The sequence below is a fragment of the Kitasatospora sp. NPDC059795 genome (genome assembly GCF_042732175.1).
Taxonomy (GTDB): domain Bacteria; phylum Actinomycetota; class Actinomycetes; order Streptomycetales; family Streptomycetaceae; genus Kitasatospora.
Map to the genome: position 1 here is coordinate 1 of NZ_JBHWID010000020.1, position 16,148 is coordinate 16,148.

At 74.6% G+C, this 16,148-nt stretch carries 13 protein-coding genes; 10 read left to right on the forward strand and 3 right to left on the reverse strand.

Annotation, left to right across the window (positions count from 1 at the left end; genetic code table 11):
* Positions 1-539 precede the first annotated feature (539 nt).
* From ACFV4P_RS30820 to ACFV4P_RS30855, 8 genes are all read left to right on the forward strand, one after another.
* A complete protein-coding gene (locus ACFV4P_RS30820; RefSeq protein WP_380476741.1) occupies positions 540-2,426 on the forward strand; it encodes a tetratricopeptide repeat protein in 1,887 nt (628 codons plus the stop codon).
* 242 nt (positions 2,427-2,668) lie between these two features.
* Positions 2,669-3,784 (forward strand): alanine dehydrogenase, encoded by a 1,116-nt coding sequence (gene ald, locus ACFV4P_RS30825; protein WP_073818885.1) that lies wholly within the window; start codon positions 2,669-2,671, stop codon positions 3,782-3,784.
* A gap of 460 nt (positions 3,785-4,244) precedes the next feature.
* Positions 4,245-5,306 carry a ParA family protein gene (locus tag ACFV4P_RS30830; RefSeq protein ID WP_380476863.1) on the forward strand — a complete coding sequence of 354 codons (1,062 nt, stop codon included), beginning with the start codon at positions 4,245-4,247 and terminating at the stop codon, positions 5,304-5,306.
* A 41-nt stretch (positions 5,307-5,347) separates the two neighbouring features.
* Entirely contained in the window at positions 5,348-5,803 is a 456-nt protein-coding gene (locus ACFV4P_RS30835) for a hypothetical protein (protein ID WP_380476864.1), read from the forward strand.
* 122 nt (positions 5,804-5,925) lie between these two features.
* Positions 5,926-6,720, forward strand: coding sequence for a segregation and condensation protein A (locus ACFV4P_RS30840; protein ID WP_380476743.1), 795 nt, complete (start codon positions 5,926-5,928; stop codon positions 6,718-6,720).
* A 176-nt stretch (positions 6,721-6,896) separates the two neighbouring features.
* Positions 6,897-7,499, forward strand: coding sequence for an SMC-Scp complex subunit ScpB (scpB, locus tag ACFV4P_RS30845; RefSeq protein ID WP_380476865.1), 603 nt, complete (start codon positions 6,897-6,899; stop codon positions 7,497-7,499).
* On the forward strand, positions 7,492-8,733 hold the full coding sequence (locus ACFV4P_RS30850) for a pseudouridine synthase (protein ID WP_380476745.1): 1,242 nt from the start codon (positions 7,492-7,494) through the stop codon (positions 8,731-8,733). Before scpB ends, ACFV4P_RS30850 begins: the two co-directional genes overlap by 8 nt.
* A 209-nt stretch (positions 8,734-8,942) precedes the next feature.
* On the forward strand, positions 8,943-9,920 hold the full coding sequence (locus ACFV4P_RS30855; protein ID WP_073818896.1) for a helix-turn-helix domain-containing protein: 978 nt from the start codon (positions 8,943-8,945) through the stop codon (positions 9,918-9,920).
* Between the two features lie 10 nt (positions 9,921-9,930).
* Here ACFV4P_RS30855 and ACFV4P_RS30860 read toward each other — a convergent pair whose 3' ends face one another.
* Genes ACFV4P_RS30860 through ACFV4P_RS30870 form a run of 3 tightly spaced genes read right to left on the reverse strand, consistent with a single transcriptional unit; the run spans position 9,931 to position 13,945 of the window.
* Positions 9,931-10,293: a DUF952 domain-containing protein gene (locus ACFV4P_RS30860; RefSeq protein WP_073818898.1), complete on the reverse strand. Its 363-nt coding sequence runs from the start codon at positions 10,291-10,293 to the stop codon at positions 9,931-9,933.
* Between the two features lie 37 nt (positions 10,294-10,330).
* Positions 10,331-11,902: a DUF4139 domain-containing protein gene (locus ACFV4P_RS30865; RefSeq protein WP_380476748.1), complete on the reverse strand. Its 1,572-nt coding sequence runs from the start codon at positions 11,900-11,902 to the stop codon at positions 10,331-10,333.
* A gap of 3 nt (positions 11,903-11,905) precedes the next feature.
* Positions 11,906-13,945, reverse strand: coding sequence for a DUF4139 domain-containing protein (locus ACFV4P_RS30870; protein WP_380476750.1), 2,040 nt, complete (start codon positions 13,943-13,945; stop codon positions 11,906-11,908).
* A gap of 170 nt (positions 13,946-14,115) precedes the next feature.
* Between ACFV4P_RS30870 and ACFV4P_RS30875 the strand changes: the two genes are divergently transcribed.
* Together ACFV4P_RS30875 and ACFV4P_RS30880 are read left to right on the forward strand one after the other, a co-directional pair.
* Positions 14,116-15,201 (forward strand): prephenate dehydrogenase, encoded by a 1,086-nt coding sequence (locus tag ACFV4P_RS30875; protein ID WP_380476752.1) that lies wholly within the window; start codon positions 14,116-14,118, stop codon positions 15,199-15,201.
* Positions 15,202-15,336: 135 nt separating this feature from the next.
* Positions 15,337-16,128, forward strand: coding sequence for a DUF899 family protein (locus tag ACFV4P_RS30880; RefSeq protein WP_380476754.1), 792 nt, complete (start codon positions 15,337-15,339; stop codon positions 16,126-16,128).
* Positions 16,129-16,148 lie beyond the last annotated feature (20 nt).

A 16,148-nucleotide genomic window follows, 5' to 3' on the forward strand; every position in this document is an offset into this window, starting at 1 on the left:
GGGACGCGCTTCGCGCGGGGTGGTGGGGGTGTTGGGGGTGCGCTTCGCGCGGGGTGGTGGGGGTGTTGGGGGTGCGCTTCGCGCGGGGTGGTGGGGGTGTTGGGGGTGCGCTCCGCGCGGGGTGGTGGGGGTGTTGGGGGTGCGCTCCGCGCGGGGTGGTGGGGGTGTTGGGGGTGCGCTCCGCGCGGGGTGGTGGGGGTGTTGGGGACGCGCTTCGCGCGGGTGGGGTGGTGGTGATGTCGCGCGGGCTGGTCCGCGGCGGTGTCGGCGGGCTTCGGCCGACGGGCGCGCTTTGGGCGGCCCGGTCGTCTTGAGGGTGCGCTCCGTGCGGGGAGTCGTGCGGGGCGGGGGTGGTGTTTCTGGTCGGTTCTGGCTGTGCGCTGCGTGGGGGGTGTCGCTCTGGCCTGCTCCGGGTGGGTGGTGTGGGGGTGGGTGGGGACTGGGGTGGGTGGGTGGGGAGGGGTGGTCGAACTACGCTTCGCGGACAGGGCCCGGTGTGCGGGTCCGGGGCGCTGGGCGACGGGTCGGGAGTGGCGCGGGTGGCGAGGGATGCGGCGGCGGTGGCCGAGGCGGCCGGGGTCTTCGACGCGTTGCCGGGAGGCGCTCGGCCGTTCGGGGGGCGGGCGGCGGAGCTGGCGGCGTTGACGGTGGCGGCGGGGCGGCCGTCGGCGGGGCGGGGGCGGTTGCTGGTGTTGGCGGGGCGGCCGGGTTCGGGCCGCACCGCGTTGGCGGTGCGGTGGGCGCGGAGCGTCGCCGGGGACTACCCGGACGGGCTGCTGTACGCGCGGATGTCGGCGCCGGACGGGACGCGGGTGGGGTCGGGGCGGGCCGCCCGGATGCTGCTGGACCAGTTGGGCGAGCAGCCCGGTCTGGCGTTGCTGCCGGGTGCGGCCGAGGAGGACCCGGCGTGCGAGGCGCTGCGGGACGCGCTGGGGTCGCGGCGGGCGCTGCTGCTGCTGGACGACGTGCGGGACACCGGGCAGGTGTGGCCGCTGCTGGCGGAGAAGACCGGTTCGGTGCTGCTGGCGACCACCTCGGGGCCGCTGACGGGCATCGACGGCATCGACCCGGTGATCCTGGGCGGCCTGGAGCACCGGGTCTCGGTGGATCTGCTGTCGGAGCTGGTCGGCGGCACCCGGATCTCCTGCGACCCGGTGGGTGCGGCCGAGCTCGCCGAGGCGTGCGCGAACCGTCCGGCCGCGCTGCGGCTGGCCGCGGGCTGGCTGCGCGGCGAGCCCCGACTGCCCGTCACGGAGGCCGCGGAGAGGTTGCGGCGTCCGCCGGAGCAGTCGCGGGAGCGCTCCCGCGAGGAGGCGGCGGAGCAGGCGGACACCGTGCCGGTGGTGGAGGGCGACCCGTTGCGGGGGGCGTTCGAGCCCGCGTACCGGCGGCTGCCGGCGGCCCGGGCGCGGCTGTTGCGGCTGTGCACGCTGGCCCCCGGGCAGCAGGTGGACCTGCGGACGGCGTCGGCGCTGGTGGGCTGTCCGGCGCCGGAGGCCGGGGCGGGGCTGGCGGCGCTGGCCGAGCTGGAGTTGCTGGAGCGGGAGCCGCCGGCGGCGGACGGCACCGAGCGTTACCGGGTGCCGGGGCGGCTGTACGGGCGGCTGCTGGAGCTGCGTACCGAGGTCGACCGGCCGTCCGAGCTGGAGCTGGCCCGGGCGCGGCTGCTGGAGCGGCTGGTGCGGCTGGTCGATTCGGCGCGGCTGCTGCTGGACCCGGCGGCCGGTCCGAACCCCGATCCGCTGCCGGGGCCGCTGCGGTTGCGCTCGGCCGCGCACGCCGGGCAGTGGCTGCTGGGGGAGCGCGAACAGCTGCTGGCCGCCGTCGCGGACGCGGTGGGCCAGGGCGACCTGGACGGCACCGCGGGACGCCTGGTGGCGGCGCTGCTGCGGGCGCTGCCGTTGACCGGGGAGGCCGCGCCGGCGGACCTGCACGCCCTGCACGAGTCGGTGCTGAAGGTCGCCGAGCGGCAGGGCTCCCCGCGCCGGGCCGCCGCCGCGCTGCTCAACCTCGGCGATCTCCAGGCGGACGCGGACCGCTGGGAGCAGGCCGCCGAACGCTACCGGCGGGCCGTGGAGCTGTCCCGGGGCGCGGGCGACGAGGCCGGCTGCGCGCGGGCGCTGGAGGCGGTGGGCCACTGCCACCGGGCGCTGGGCGATCCGCTGCGGGCCGCCGACGCGTACGGGCGGGCGCTGGCGCTGCGGCAGGCGGTCGGCGACCAGGTCACCGAGGCCCGGCTGCTGGTGCGGCTGGCGGAGGCGCACATCGCGCTGCGGCGTTTCGAGGAGGCGCTGCGCGAGTACCGGTCGGCGGCGGCGGTGCTGCGCCGGCTCGGCGAGGCGGAGGGCGAGCGGCAGGTTGCGGCGCTGGCCGCGCGGCTGCGTCAGCACCTCGGCCAGGAGGGACTTCGTCCACTTTCGGAGTAGTGTCGTGAGTGGGGTGTTTACCCCGAAAAATGGCCTCAGAACGCGTGCAAGCCTACGAACCTGCCAATGAGTCGAGCTGATTTGTTCGCTTTGGAAGGCTGACACGCCGACTGGGCTTCATTACAATCAAACTCAGTCGCGCATAGATCTATGCACCGGTAGCCCCCGTTGTGCCCTTCGTGTGCGTCTCCCGCCGGTCTTCCCCCGGTAGGAATCCCCCATGGCAAGAGGACGTGTTAGCCGTGAAGGTCGGCATCCCCCGCGAGGTCAAGAACCACGAGTACCGCGTGGCCATCACGCCTGCCGGTGTGCATGAGCTGGTCCGCAACGGACACGAGGTCGTCATCGAGGACAACGCCGGTGTCGGCTCCTCGATCCCCAACGAGGAGTACGTGGCCGCCGGTGCGACCATCCTCCCCACCGCCGACGAGGTGTGGGCCGCGGCCGACATGATCCTCAAGGTGAAGGAGCCCATCGCGTCGGAGTACCACCGACTGCGCAAGGGCCAGACCCTCTTCACCTACCTGCACCTGGCGGCCGACCGCCCGGGCACCGACGCGCTGGTCGCGTCCGGCACCACCGCGATCGCCTACGAGACCGTGCAGCTGCCGAACGGCGCCCTGCCGCTGCTCGCCCCGATGTCCGAGGTCGCGGGCCGGCTGGCCCCGCAGGTCGGCTCGTACCACCTGATGCGTCCGGCCGGCGGCCGCGGCACCCTGCCCGGCGGCGTGCCCGGCACCCACTCGGCGAAGGCCGTCGTCATCGGCGGTGGCGTCTCCGGCTGGCACGCGGCCACCATCGCCATCGGCATGGGCTACGACGTGACCCTGCTGGACCGCGACATCAACAAGCTGCGCGAGGCCGACAAGATCTTCGGCAACAAGATCAAGGCCATCGTCTCCAACTCCTTCGAGCTGGAGAAGGCCGTCGTCGAGGCCGACCTGGTCATCGGCGCCGTGCTGATCCCGGGCGCCAAGGCCCCGAAGCTCGTCACCAACGAGCTGGTCTCCCGCATGAAGCCGGGCTCCGTGCTCGTCGACATCGCCATCGACCAGGGCGGCTGCTTCGAGGACTCGCACGCCACCACGCACGCCGAGCCGACCTTCCAGGTCCACAACTCGGTGTTCTACTGCGTGGCGAACATGCCGGGCGCCGTCCCGAACACCTCCACCTACGCCCTCACCAACGCCACCCTGCCGTACGTGGTGGAGCTGGCGAACCGTGGCTGGAAGGAGGCGCTGCGCCGCGACGCCGCCCTGGCCAAGGGCCTGAACGTCCACGAGGGTCAGATCACCTTCCCGGCCGTCGCCGAGGCCTTCGGCCTGGAGTCGGTCTCGCTGGAGAGCGTCCTCGCCTGACGCCCCGCACCCGCTGTCGCCCCCGGCCGTCCTTCGCTTTCGGTCCGGGGGCTTCGGCATGCCCGAAACGGGGTCGGGGGCGTCGGTCAGGTGTCCGGAGGTGTCCACGGGCGGTCAATTCCGGTGCGGTTTGTCACCCGCTCTGTCGACAAGGACACCTGACGCCCCCTCATGACCCGTCGCCTGCGCGGAAACGTTAGGGTCGTCTCTTGACACGGGGTGGGTGAGTGGCCGACACAACCGGCCCACTACCGTGGATTGTGTTGCTGCGAATGCCCGAAACGGCCTAGAGTCGCAAACCGTTGGCATGCTGCCACGCTGACGAATCGACATAGAGTCCTGGATGTCCAAGGAGGTAAGACGACTTGTGAATGAGTCGACATTTGCTCCCGGGGGTGGTCAGCCAGGACTGGCGGAGCTCTCCGCCGGGCAGCCGAACGAGGAAGCCCGGCACGCCACGGTGGGTGCGCAGGAGGTCGGCTCGGTCGCGGTCCGCACCTTCGAGGCCCGCCAGAGCGCGGCGACGGCCGCCACCGACTACGACGCCGACTTCGCGGCGTACGGGCTGGCCTACAGCGAGCTCGGCTACGGGCCGTACGACGACCCCGACGCCGAGTACGAGCCGGACCCCGAGTACGCCGCCACGCTGGCCCCCGACGCGGCCCGCCAGCGCCGCGAGCGGGTCGGACCGACCGGCCGTCCGCTGCCGTACTTCCCGATCCCCGCGCCGATCGCCGAGCACGGCCCCGCGCAGATCATCGCGATGTGCAACCAGAAGGGCGGAGTCGGCAAGACCACCTCCACCATCAACCTGGGCGCCGCACTCGCCGAGTACGGCCGCCGGGTCCTGCTGGTGGACTTCGACCCGCAGGGCGCGCTCTCCGTCGGCCTCGGCGTCAACCCGATGGAACTCGACGTCACGGTCTACAACCTGCTCATGGAGCGGGGGCTGACGGCCGATGAGGTCCTGCTGAAGACCGCCATCCCCGGCATGGACCTCCTGCCGTCCAACATCGACCTGTCCGCCGCCGAGGTGCAGCTGGTCAGCGAGGTCGCCCGCGAGTCGGCGCTGGCCCGCGCGCTCAAGCCGCTGCTGCCCGACTACGACTACGTCATCATCGACTGCCAGCCCTCGCTGGGCCTGCTGACGGTCAATGCCCTGACGGCCGCTCACAGCGTCATCGTGCCGCTGGAGTGCGAGTTCTTCGCGCTGCGCGGCGTCGCGCTGCTCACCGAGACCATCGAGAAGGTCTGCGAGCGGCTCAACCCCGAACTGCGCCTGGACGGCATCCTCGCCACCATGTACGACTCCCGCACCGTGCACTCGCGCGAGGTGCTGGCCCGGGTCGTCGAGGCGTTCGGCGAGCACGTCTTCCACACCGTCATCGGACGGACCGTCAGGTTCCCGGAGACCACCGTGGCCGGCGAGCCGATCACCACCTACGCCACCAACTCGGTCGGCGCGGCCGCCTACCGTCAGCTCGCCAGGGAGGTGCTCGACCGGTGCCGCCCCGTCGAGTGAGCCTCCCGGGGGCCGACGAACTGTTCCGGGCGACCGGCGGAATGGCCCTGTCGCCCTCGCTCGCACGGAACGGGAACGGAAGCGGTTCCGGCGGCGGGCCCTCGGGGGAGCCCCCGAAGGCGAACGAGGGCGGGGCCGGGGCGGGCCGCACGGCGGACGTCCCGGCGGCCCGGCCGGAGCCCCAGGCTGCCCCTGCGGGGCGCGCGGAGGACCCCGCAGAGGCGGCGCGACGGGCGGCGGCCACCACCACGACAGTGCGCGGGCGCGGACGGGCCCGGCGGCCGTCCGGGCGGGAACGGCACGACGAGAAGATCACCGTGTACGTGTCCGCCGAGGAGCTGATGGACCTGGAGCACGCGCGGCTGGTGCTGCGCGGGGAGCACGGGTTGGCGGTGGACCGCGGGCGGGTGGTGCGCGAGGCGATCTCCGTCGTTCTGGCGGATCTGGAGCAGCGGGGCGAGGCGTCGATCCTCGTTCGGCGACTTCGGGGGCGCTGACGCCGGGGCGCGTCCACGTGCAGGTCATTGCCTGAGCCGCGATCTTGCCGACGTGCGCCTTCCGGCTCGCGCAGTCCCTCGCGCCCCGGTGATCGCTGTCCGTTCTGCCAGAATGGGACGTTATGTTCCAGGTCCGGTTGGAGAACTTCGAGGGGCCGTTCGATCTGCTGCTCGGGCTGATCGCCAAGCACCGGATGGACGTCACCGAGGTGGCGTTGTCGAAGGTCACGGACGAGTTCGTGGCGCACATCCGGGCGATGGGGCCGGAGTGGGACCTGGACGCGGCGACGGAGTTCCTGGTGGTGGCGGCGACGCTGCTGGATCTGAAGGCGGCGCGGCTGCTTCCGGTGGCGGAGGTCGAGGACGAGGAGGATCTCGCGCTGCTGGAGGCGCGGGACCTGCTGTTCGCGCGGCTGTTGCAGTACCGGGCGTACAAGGAAGCGGCCGGGGTGTTCGCCGAGCGGTGGGCCGCGGAGGCGTTGCGGCGGCCGCGGACGGTCGGGCTGGAGCCGCACCACGCGCAGTTGCTGCCCGAGGTGGTGCTGTCGATCGGGCCGGAGCGGTTCGCGCAGCTGGCGGCGAAGGCGTTCGTGCCGAAGCCGAAGCCGGCGGTGTACGTGGACCACATCCACATGCCGCCGGTGAGCGTGCGCGAGCAGGCGTCGGTGCTGGTGGAGCGGCTGAGCGCGCTGGGGGAGGCGACGTTCGGGCGGCTGGTGGCGGACGCGGACAGCGGGCTGGTGGTGGTGGCGCGGTTCCTGGCGCTGCTGGAGCTGTACCGGGAGAAGGTGCTGGCGTTCGAGCAGCCGCAGGCTCTGGAGGAGCTGGTGGTGCGCTGGGTCGCCGAGGGGGACCGGACGGTCGAGGTGACCGACGAGTTCGACCGCCCCGCGGGCGGGGAAGGCGGGACCCGATGACGGAGCAGCGGCCGCGGCGGGCCCTGGGCCTGCCCGGGCAGGCCAGGCCCGGGGAGTGGCAGGAATCGGCGTACCCGGACGGCGAGCGGGTCGAGCCGGTGGAACGCGTCCTCGCGCTGCCGGGGCCCGCGGCCCCGGAGGGGGTGCCGTTGCGGGCGGCGCTGGAGGCGGTGCTGATGGTCGCCGACGAGCCGGTCCCGGGGCAGCGGCTGGCCTCGGTACTGGACGCGTCCGAGGGTGAAGTGGCCGCAGTGCTACGGGAGTTGGCGGCGGAGTACACGGCGCAGGGGCGCGGTTTCGAGCTGCGGCAGGTGGCCGGCGGGTGGCGGTTCTACAGTCGTGCGGAGTGCGCGGCGGCGGTGGACCGGTTCGTGCTGGACGGGCAGCAGGCCCGGCTGACGCAGGCCGCACTGGAGACGTTGGCGGTGGTCGCGTACCGGCAGCCGGTGTCGCGCGGGCGGGTTTCCGCGGTCCGTGGTGTGAACTGCGACGGCGTGATGCGTACCCTGGTACAGCGAGGACTGGTCGAAGAAGCCGGCACCGAGCCCGAGACCGGAGCGATCCTGTATCGGACGACGAACTACTTCCTGGAACGGATGGGGCTGCGCGGCCTGGACGAGCTGCCGGAGCTCGCGCCCTTCCTGCCCGAGGTCGACGACGTGGAAGCGGAGTCCCTGGAGGGCACGATGATCGCGCAGGCGGTCGCCGCCGCACAGGAGGGGCCGAACCAGGCCGACCGGACCCAGACAAATACGACGTACGGACATTTTGATGCGTAGCAGTGGCAACGGCAGGAACAGCGGCGGCGGTCAGGGCCGGGGTGGACAGGGCGGCCGAGGCGGCCAGCAGGGCGGCGGAGGCCGCGGCGGGTCGTCGTACGGCCAGGGCGGCGGCCAGGGCGGTGGCCGGGGCGGCCAGGGCGGTGGCCGGGGCGGGCAGTCCCGCGGCGGCTCGGGCTCGTCGTACGGCTCGGGCTCGGGCTCGGGTTCGTACGGCGGCTCGTCGCAGCGCGGCGGCGGCAGCGGGCGCGAGGAGCGCCGCTACCCGGACCGGCCGCTGCGGCCGGAGGAGCGCAAGTACGACCGCCCCGAGTTCGGCGGCGGCCCGAACGCGACGCCCTCGTACAGCGCCTACGGTTCGCGCAAGCCCGGGGCGGCGCCCCGGCCGCGTCGGGACGGGCAGGGCGCGCCCGGCGACCCGCGGCGTCAGCCGCAGCGCTCGCGCGAGCTCCAGGGCCGCATCGAGGACCGGGTGCTGGCCCGGCACGAGGGCCCCGGCAAGGAGGTCGGCGCGGAGGGCGAGCGGCTGCAGAAGGTGCTGGCGCGGGCCGGCATGGGCAGCCGTCGGGCCTGCGAGGAGCTGATCGAGCAGGGCCGCGTCGAGGTCAACGGCAAGCGCGTGGTCGAGCAGGGCCTGCGGGTCGACCCGATGAACGACGAGATCAAGGTGGACGGCCTGACCGTCGCCACCCAGTCGTACCTGTTCTTCGCGCTGAACAAGCCCGCCGGCGTGGTCTCCACCATGGAGGACCCGGAGGGCCGCCAGTGCCTGGGCGACTACGTGACCAACCGGGAGACCCGGCTGTTCCACGTCGGCCGGCTGGACACCGAGACCGAGGGCCTGATCCTGCTCACCAACCACGGTGAGCTGGCGCACCGCCTGACCCACCCCAAGTACGGCGTCACCAAGACGTACCTGGCGGCCATCCAGGGCCCGATCCCGCGCGACCTGGGCAAGCAGCTCGCCAAGGGCGTGGAGCTGGAGGACGGCTGGGCGCGCGCCGACAGCTTCAAGGTGATCTCGAACGTCGGCAAGAACTACCTGGTCGAGGTGACCCTGCACGAGGGCCGCAAGCACATCGTGCGTCGCCTGCTGGCCGAGGTCGGCTTCCCGGTGGAGAAGCTGGTGCGCACCGCGTTCGGGCCGATCTCGCTCGGCGACCAGAAGTCGGGCTGGCTGCGCCGCCTGACCAACCCCGAGGTCGGTGCGCTGATGAACGAGGTCGGGCTGTAAGGACCGTTCCGGGAGCCCGTCCGCCGCGTGTCGGCGGGCGGGCTTTCGGCGTGTACGGAGAGCTTTGCCCGGTCTTGACCGGTGAGCAGGGCCGTGCGGCCTTGCTATCGTTCGACCCGTTGGCAGAAGATTGCCACCGAAGTTCGCCCCGGCGCGTGGCGGAAGTGCGCCATCGCGTCAGGGGACGGGGCGGCGGGGGAAGGAAGTTCATGCTCGACGCATTCACCGTGCTGGGCCTCGGCCGGCCGGACGGCCAGGTGTACGCCGCGCTGGTCGTCTCGCCGCAGTCGACCGCCCAGGAGTTGGCCGAACAGTGCGGCCTGACGCTGGACCAGTGCCGGCAGGGCCTGGACCGCCTCGCCGAACAGGGCATGGCGACCCGCGCCCCGGTCGACCGGGAGCGCTACCTCGCGGTCGCCCCCGACGTCGCCATCGGCACCCTGATAGGCCACCGCGAGGCCGAACTGCGCTCCGCCCGCGCCGAGATGCACCGGCTGATGGACGCGTTCCGGGAGGCGTCCCGGTACACCGACCCGGCGCACTCGGTGGAGGTGCTCACCGGCGGCGAGGCGATCGCGCAGCGCCTGGAGCACCTGGTGGAGTCCGGCCAGTACCAGATCCGCGGCTTCGACTGCCCGCCGTACGTGCAGGACCCGACCGTGCAGCAGCCCCGGCAGCGGGCCAAGCTCAAGGCCGGGGTGCGGATCCGCACCGTCTTCGACAAGGAGGCGATCGCCTGGCCCGGACGGCTGGAACAGGAGATCCTCACCGGCGTCGAGGACGGCGAGGAGGCCCGGGTGCGGCCGGTGCTGCCGATGAAGATGATGATGGCCGACGACAAGATGGCGATCATCCCGATCAGCGTCGGCGACAGCGTCCTGGACGCCGCGTACGTCATCCACCCGTCGGCCCTGCTGCAGGCCCTGGACGCGCTGTTCGAGGCCGAGTGGGAACGCGCCGTGCCGCTGCAGACGGTGATCGGCGACGGCGACGGCCCCGGGCCGGACTCCGACCACCTGAAGCTGCTCGGGCTGCTCGCCGCCGGCCTCACCGACGAGTCGATCGCCCGCTCGCTCGGCTGGAGCGCCCGCACCACCCAGCGCCGCCTGCAGGGCCTGATGCGCGAACTCGGGGCCACCACCCGGTTCCAGGCCGGGATGGCGGCCCGCGAGCGCGGCTGGCTCTAGGGCTTGCCGATCAGCTCCAGGGGAGCAGCGCGGCCCAGCGGCCGTCCGGGCCGCGCTCCAGCTTCTCCAGGCCCAGCACGGCCGTCCGGTTGAGCCGGCCGTAGACGTGCGGGAACAGCACCCCCGGGGTGCTGCCGGGAGGCGGGCCGCCGGTGGCCGCCTCCCACTTCACCATCGGTTCGACGAGTTTCTCCTCGATCAGCAGCGCCATCAGCGGATCCGGGGCGTCGGGGAAGAACAGGTTGGCGACCGCCAGCACCGTGGTCTCGTCCGGCGAGCAGTGCAGGAAGCCCTCGGTGAGCAGCGAGGCGGCGGTGTACGGCCGGCCCGGGTCGCGCAGCCAGTCGTCCAGCGGGGCGAGATGGTAGATCATGTCTCTTTTGTACCGGAGTTGACGGCCTGTCGGTCGCTCACAGGCCCGCCACCTTCGCGGTCGCCGACACCTCGTACACCAGGGTGACGGTGCGTCGGCCGCCCGGTGGCAGCGGCACCTCCCAGCGGACGACGCCGTCGGCGTCCAGTTCGTCCGGCGGCGGCGAGCAGCGGTCCTTGCGCAGCCGCACCTCGACGGCCTGCACCTCGGAGACCGGGATCCGCTCGCGGACCGTCACCACCTGCTCGGCGTCCTCGCCGGGCGCGGAGAACCGGGACAGGTGCAGGCGCACCGTGCGGGTCAGCAGGGTGCGCCGGTCGCCCAGGCCGGCGCCCTCGCGGCGCTCGTCGGCCTCGCGGACCACCCGCAGGCCGTCCGAGGAACCGAACGACAGGCGCACCGGCGCGCCCGCCGCCGTGAACTCCAGCGTGCCCCGGCCGGTGAACCCGGAGCCGCGCACCAGGTCGACCGGGCCGGCCAGCAGCGCGTGACCCGAGGCGTTGCGGAACGACACCACCTCCGTCACCAGCTCCGACAGCTCCGGCGCCGCCGCGAACTCGCTGCGCGCCGCCGTCTCGAACGCGCTCACCGGCACCCGGTGCGCCCGCCCGTCCGAGGGCACCGAGACCGGCTCGGCGGCCCGCAGCACCCGCACCTCGCCGCCGTCGTCCACCCCCGGCAGGCCCGGCTCCAGCGGGCCCGCGTCGGAGATCACCTGCTCGCGCAGCTCCACCTCGACGGTCTTCTTCTCCTGCGCCGAACGCTCCCGCAGCACCAGCCGGTCCTCGGCCAGCGCCGGCGGCTCGCCCGCCGACGCGGAACGGGCCGTGGACAGCGTCAGCGCGACGCCCGACCAGTCCTCGCCGGTGCGCTGCCACACCACCGCCTCGGTCTCCAACCGCAGGGCGCCGCCGACCAGTTCGGCCCGGTACGCGGGCCGCCACAGCGCGCACGCCGTCAGGTGCCCCACCCGGGCCAGGAACCGGCCGGGCTCGGCGCACTCCACCGACAGCTCCACGAACGCCCGCAGCTCGGCCGGCTCCTGCTCGGCCCGGGCCAGCGCCAGTTCGGCGTTCCCCTGCGCCGCCATCAGCTCCGTCGCGCGCTGCCGCGACGCCCGCAACTGCTCGCCGTACGACTCCCGTTCGGCGTCCACCCGGTCCAACTCGCGCGACCAGCGGGCCTGTTCCAGCTCGCCGACGCCCGCGCCCTCGCCGATCTCCCGCAGCAGGTCCGCCGCCAGCTGGGCGAGCAGCGCCAGGCGCGCCTCCAGCCGGTCCTGGCGGCGCGACTCCGCCGCGTACGCGCGCTCCAGGTCGTGGACGCGGCGGCGCAGCGCCGAATCGTCCGGGCCCGGCGCGAGCGGCGCCGGCGGCTCCCAGGACCGCACCAGGCGGACGTCCAGCACCCGGCCGCGACCGGTCTCCGCGCCGTCCGCGCCGAGCAGCCGGGCATGCAGCGAACGGTCCACCGCGAGCGCCGTCACCGGGCCCAGCCGCAGCCGGTGCACACCCGCCGCCAGCTCGACCTCCGCCGTCCGCTCCACCTGCGCCCGGTCCTCCAGACAGGTGACCGCGGTGACCGGCAGGGGCAAAGTCTCCTCGTACACGCTTCAGCTCCTCCGGTTCCCGCCGACCACGGCCCTACCGGCCGGGATACGGACCACATAGCCGCCCGTCAGCTCCGCCGAACCGCCGACCGGCACCACCACCCGGCGGATCCGCGCCGACGGCGGCACCTGCGCGGTGGGCTCGTCGGGCGGCGACCAGCCCGGACGCTCCTCGATCCGCACCTCCGCCTCGCCCGCCACCGGCACCCGCTCGCGGACCTCCACCGACGCTTCGTGCGGCAGCCGGTTCACCAGCTCGATCCGCACCGAATGCTCCAGCACCGTCGTCGAGTTGAGCACCCCCGACGTCGACTCCCGGACCTCGCTGTGCCGAGCCACCCGCAGCTCCTCCGCCCGGCCGAGGCCCACCTCCCGCACCCCGCCCGGCACCAGCGTCGGCAGGCTCGCCGTCAGCAGGAAGTCGCCGTCCACGGACACCTCCACCGGCCCGGCCAGCAGCGCGTGCGCCGTGCCGTTCGCCAGCTCCAGCACGGCGTACACCGCCTCCTCGACGGACGGCACGCACACGTAACGCGTCGCCACCTCCACCGGCAGCTCCGCCACCGTCACCGTGTGCCACCCGCCGTCCGACGGGATGTCCGCCGGGGCCTGCGCGTCGAAACGGTGGTCGAACGAGCCCGCCGACACCCGCGGCGGCACGCCGAACCGCGGCAGCGGCAGCCGGCCCACCTCCTCCGCGCCGCGCAACGCGCCCGCGCCGGACCGCGGTTCGGGCGGCGGGAACAGGCGGCCGCGGCGGAACGACTCCTCCTGCGGGCCCGCCAGCACCAGGCCCGCGTAGTCGAGCTGGTCCGAGGACGGGCGCGGGTCGGCGGGCTCGGCCGGGGCGGCGGGTGCGGCCAGGTCGGGGGACGGCGCGGACAGGAAGGCCGCGGGCGCCGCCCCGCCGTACGCCATCGGCGCGCCCGGGGCCGACGGCGCGGGCGCGCCCGGCGGGGGCGGCGCGGCCGCCGGCGGGGGCAGGGCCTGAGTCGTGGGGCGCCCGCCGCCCGGCCGGCCCGCGAAGCCCGCGCTGCGGGCCCGCGCCGCCGGAGCGGCCGGCCTGGGGGACCCGGGGGCCGGGCCCGCCGTCGCCGCGCCGATCGCGAGCGGCGCCTCCGGCACCGGCTTCGACGCCTGCGCGACCTCCCAGCCGGCGAACAGTTCGTCGAGCCCGGCCGGCTGCGCCCGCCACCCCGACGGCGCCGGCGCCGGCTGACGGCGGCCGATCCGCAGCGAACTCAGCCGCGGCACCCCGCTCGGCCGGGCCAGGTCCGCCGTCGACAGCGCCAACCGCACCCCCGACCAGTCCTCGCCCGTCCGCTGCGCCACCGACGCCCGCAGCACCAGCCGCGCCGCCCGCTCACCCCGCCGGTGCGCCAACCGGTACGTCGGCAGCCACACCGCGCCCGGCACCGCGTACTCCACCTCCAGCTCCACCGCACCCGCGCCGCGCACCGTCACCAGCGCCTGCGCCGACGACTCCACGCCGCCCGGCCGCTCCGCGCTCGACCGCTGCCGCGCCCGGACCGACGCCACGTCGAAGGCGTGCTCCGCCACCCGGACCTGCTGCTCCAGCTCCACCGCCAGCTCCTGCAGCACCTCCAGGCGCGCGTCCACGAACTCCGCCAGCTCCAGCACCGCGTCCGCCGGGGCCCGCCGCAGCCCCTCGTCGCGGCGGCGCTGCGGCGGCACCGGGCGCAGCGCCGCGACCTCCCGGATCCGCAGCTCCAGCCGCTCCCGACGCGCCAGCAGCCGGTCGCGCTCCGCGCCCAGCTCCGTCAACTCCCGCTCCCAGGACGGCGATTCGTCCTCCTCGCGGACCCGCTCCGCAGGCTCGACGCGGGCCTCCACGACCCGGCCCGAGCCCGACAGCACCCGCACCCGCAGCGAACCCTCCGCCGCGAGCTGCGGCAGCCCCGCCACCCGCACCCGGCCGTCCGCAGGCAGCACCCCCGACGCGCGGCGCCGGCACACCGCGCCCGCCGCGTGCACCACCACCGAGTCCAACCTCGACTCCCACACCGCCTGCTGCCCCGCCACCTCGCCCCCTTCGCCACCGGCCCGAAGCCCGGACCCGGGCGCCCAGTCTGCACCCAACCGCCGCCACCGCACCCGGATTTCCGCTGCGCGTCGGCCGAACCGTGCCGCGCGCCCACCGGTGCGGGAGAATGGCCCGGCCACGACCGTGACCAGGGAGACGAGAACCCGCCATGCGCACTGCCGCCGTCATCGGCACCGGACTGATCGGCACCTCCGCCGCGCTCGCCCTCACCCGCCGGGGCATAAGCGTGTATCTGGAGGACACCGACCAGGACGCCGCCCGCACGGCCGCCTCGCTCGGCGCCGGAACCATCGAACTCCCCGACGGGCCGGTCGACCTGGCGATCATCGCGGTGCCGCCGGCGCTGGTCGGCAAGGTCCTCGCGGACTGCCAGCGGCGGGGCCTCGCCCACTGCTACACGGACGTCGCGAGCGTCAAGGCCGGGCCGCGCGGGGAGATCGCCGCGCTGGGCCTGGACACCGTCCGGTACATCGGCTCGCACCCGATGGCCGGGCGCGAACGTTCCGGGCCGCTCGCCGCCACCGCGGACCTCTTCGAGGGTCGGCCGTGGGTGCTCACGCCCACCGCCGACACCGACACCGAGACGCTCAACGCCGCGCTCGAACTCGTCGCGCTGTGCGGGGCGATGCCCATCGTCATGGACGCCGCCGACCACGACCGGGCCGTGGCGCTGGTCTCGCACGCGCCGCAACTGCTGTCCTCGCTGGTCGCGGCGCGACTGGAACACGCCGAGGAGACCGCGGTGCGGCTCTCCGGGCAGGGCGTGCGGGACGTCACCCGGATCGCGGCCTCGAACCCGGCGATGTGGATCGACATCCTGTCCGCGAACGCCGGGGTCGTGGCCGACGTGCTGGACGACCTCGCGACCGACCTGGCGGAGACCGTCACGGCGCTGCGGGCCCTGCAGGCGGCCGACGAGAACGAACGGCGGGCGGGCGCGGCCGGCATCGAGGCCGTCATGCGGCGCGGCAACACCGGGCAGGCCCGCATCCCGGGCAAGCACGGGGCGCCGCCCACCCGCTACGAGACCGTCACGGTCGTGCTCGGCGACCAGCCCGGCGAACTCGGCCGGCTCTTCGGGGAGGTCGGCTCGCTCGGGGTCAACATCGAGGACGTGACCATCGAGCACTCGACGGGGCAGCAGGTCGGCCACGTGCAGCTCGCTGTCGCGCCGGCGGTGGGGCGGACGCTGGTGGCGGGGCTCCGGGAGCGCGGCTGGGGCGTGCGGGACTGAGGTTCCGCCGCCCCGGGGGTTCCGCCGCCCCGGGAACCCGAGTTGCCGCCCGGCCGATGAGTTCGGCGGGCGAGCACCGTCTGTACGGGTGGGCGCCGCTGGGGCGTCCGGTCCGGTGGACGGAGCGTGATGGTGATGAGCGGGACCGGCGGGCGGCCGGCAGTGGTCGACGCGGCGGCGTGGGAGGCGGCGCGGGTCGAGTTGCTGGCGCGGGAGAAGGCGCACACCCGGGAGGGGGACGCGCTGGCGGCGGCGCGGCGGGCGTTGCCGATGGTGGAGGTGGACGGGGCCGCCGAGGTGGTGGGGGCCGGCGGCGCCGTCCCGTTCCGGGACCTGTTCGAGGGGCGCGACGAGCTGGTCGTATACCAGCACATGTGGTGGGACGGGGCGCCGTTCCAGGGGCAGTGCGAGGGCTGCACGATGGTGGCGTGGCACCTGCGGGACGCCTCGTACCTGAACGCCCGGGGCGTCTCGTTCGCGGTGCTGACCAGCGGCCCGTGGGCGGAGGTCGCCCCGTACGTGGAGTTCATGGGCTACCCGCAGCCGTGGTTCTCGGTGCGTGACGCGCCCGCGCCGATCGGCGGCGACATGGGACGGCTGATGAGCTTCCTGCGGGACGGCGACCGGGTGTTCCTCACCTACACCACGACCGGCCGCGGCACCGAGCGGATCAACGGCTCGCTCGCGCTGCTCGACATGACGCCGTACGGCCGCCGGGAGGGCTGGGAGGCCGTCCCGGAGGGCTGGCCCGAAGCGCCGGACGTCGGGTCGCCGGTGGGCGGGCACGGCGCGCCCATCAGCTGGTTCTGGCGGACGGACGCGGACGGCGCCCCCGCCTGGGGGCCGACCGGGCGGCCCGCGCCGCAGTGGACGCGTCCGGGGGCGTCGCCGGTGGAGACGCTGGGTCGGGGCGGCCACTGCCACTGACCGGGGGCGGGGCCGGGACG

Excerpts from the sequence above, each read along its gene's own strand:
- scpB (WP_380476865.1), top strand. The coding sequence starts at position 6,897 with ATGGTCGCCGACGAGCCGGTCCCGGGGCAGCGGCTGGCCTCGGTACTG.
- ACFV4P_RS30875 (WP_380476752.1), top strand. The coding sequence starts at position 14,116 with ATGCGCACTGCCGCCGTCATCGGCACCGGACTGATCGGCACCTCCGCC.
- ACFV4P_RS30835 (WP_380476864.1), top strand. The coding sequence starts at position 5,348 with ATGGCCCTGTCGCCCTCGCTCGCACGGAACGGGAACGGAAGCGGTTCC.
- ACFV4P_RS30860 (WP_073818898.1), bottom strand. The coding sequence starts at position 10,293 with ATGATCTACCATCTCGCCCCGCTGGACGACTGGCTGCGCGACCCGGGC.
- ACFV4P_RS30855 (WP_073818896.1), top strand. The coding sequence starts at position 8,943 with ATGCTCGACGCATTCACCGTGCTGGGCCTCGGCCGGCCGGACGGCCAG.
- ACFV4P_RS30850 (WP_380476745.1), top strand. The coding sequence starts at position 7,492 with ATGCGTAGCAGTGGCAACGGCAGGAACAGCGGCGGCGGTCAGGGCCGG.
- ACFV4P_RS30880 (WP_380476754.1), top strand. The coding sequence starts at position 15,337 with ATGAGCGGGACCGGCGGGCGGCCGGCAGTGGTCGACGCGGCGGCGTGG.
- ACFV4P_RS30840 (WP_380476743.1), top strand. The coding sequence starts at position 5,926 with ATGTTCCAGGTCCGGTTGGAGAACTTCGAGGGGCCGTTCGATCTGCTG.